Origin of the sequence: Kribbella catacumbae DSM 19601, from assembly GCF_000372465.1 — a bacterium.
In the GTDB taxonomy this organism is placed as follows: Bacteria; Actinomycetota; Actinomycetes; order Propionibacteriales; family Kribbellaceae; genus Kribbella; species Kribbella catacumbae.
In genome coordinates, this window is the sequence record NZ_AQUZ01000149.1 from 1 (window position 1) to 1131 (window position 1131).

Annotated in this window: 1 rRNA gene; it reads right to left on the reverse strand. The window is 56.0% G+C overall.

The features are described 5' to 3' along the window. Positions 1 to 99: 99 nt before the first annotated feature. Positions 100 to 1131, reverse strand: a 23S ribosomal RNA gene (locus A3ES_RS0145680); the annotation flags it as partial.

The following is a 1131-nucleotide window of genomic DNA, read 5'->3' on the forward strand; positions in this document are numbered from 1 at the left end:
GGGGGTTCGGGCTGGGGTTGACCGTATTTCGGGAACCGTATAGTGGACGCGTACATGTTTTCAGCAGCAGGGTCTCTTGTTGACCACACATGGTGGTGTTGAGACAAGCCCTCGGCCTATTAGTACCAGTCAGCTCCACACCTTGCGGTGCTTCCACTTCTGGCCTATCAACCCAGTGGTCTACTGGGGGCCTTACCCGATTAACTCGGTGGGAGACCTCATCTTGAAGCGTGCTTCCCGCTTAGATGCTTTCAGCGGTTATCACTCCCGAACGTAGCCAACCAGCCGTGCTCCTGGCGGAACAACTGGCACACCAGAGGTTCGTCCACCCCGGTCCTCTCGTACTAGGGGCAGCCCTTCTCAAGTCTCCTGCGCGCGCAGCGGATAGGGACCGAACTGTCTCACGACGTTCTAAACCCAGCTCGCGTGCCGCTTTAATGGGCGAACAGCCCAACCCTTGGGACCTACTCCAGCCCCAGGATGCGACGAGCCGACATCGAGGTGCCAAACCATCCCGTCGATATGGACTCTTGGGGAAGATCAGCCTGTTATCCCCGGGGTACCTTTTATCCGTTGAGCGACGGTGCTCCCACATGCCACCGCCGGATCACTAGTTCCGACTTTCGTCCCTGCTCGACATGTCTGTCTCACAGTCAAGCTCCCTTGTGCACTTACACTCGACACCTGATTGCCAACCAGGCTGAGGGAACCTTTGAGCGCCTCCGTTACCTTTTAGGAGGCGACCGCCCCAGTCAAACTACCCACCAGGCACTGTCCCTGATCCAGATAATGGACCGAAGTTAGACAGCCAGAACAACCAGAGTGGTATTTCAACGATGACTCCACCCGAACTGGCGTCCGAGTTTCACAGTCTCCCACCTATCCTACACAAGTTGTACCGACCACCAATACCAAGTTGTAGTAAAGGTCCCGGGGTCTTTCCGTCCTGCTGCGCGTAACGAGCATCTTTACTCGTAATGCAATTTCGCCGAGTCCATGGTTGAGACAGCGCCCAAGTCGTTACGCCATTCGTGCAGGTCGGAACTTACCCGACAAGGAATTTCGCTACCTTAGGATGGTTATAGTTACCACCGCCGTTTACTGGCGCTTAAGTTCAAAGCTTCGCCGGCC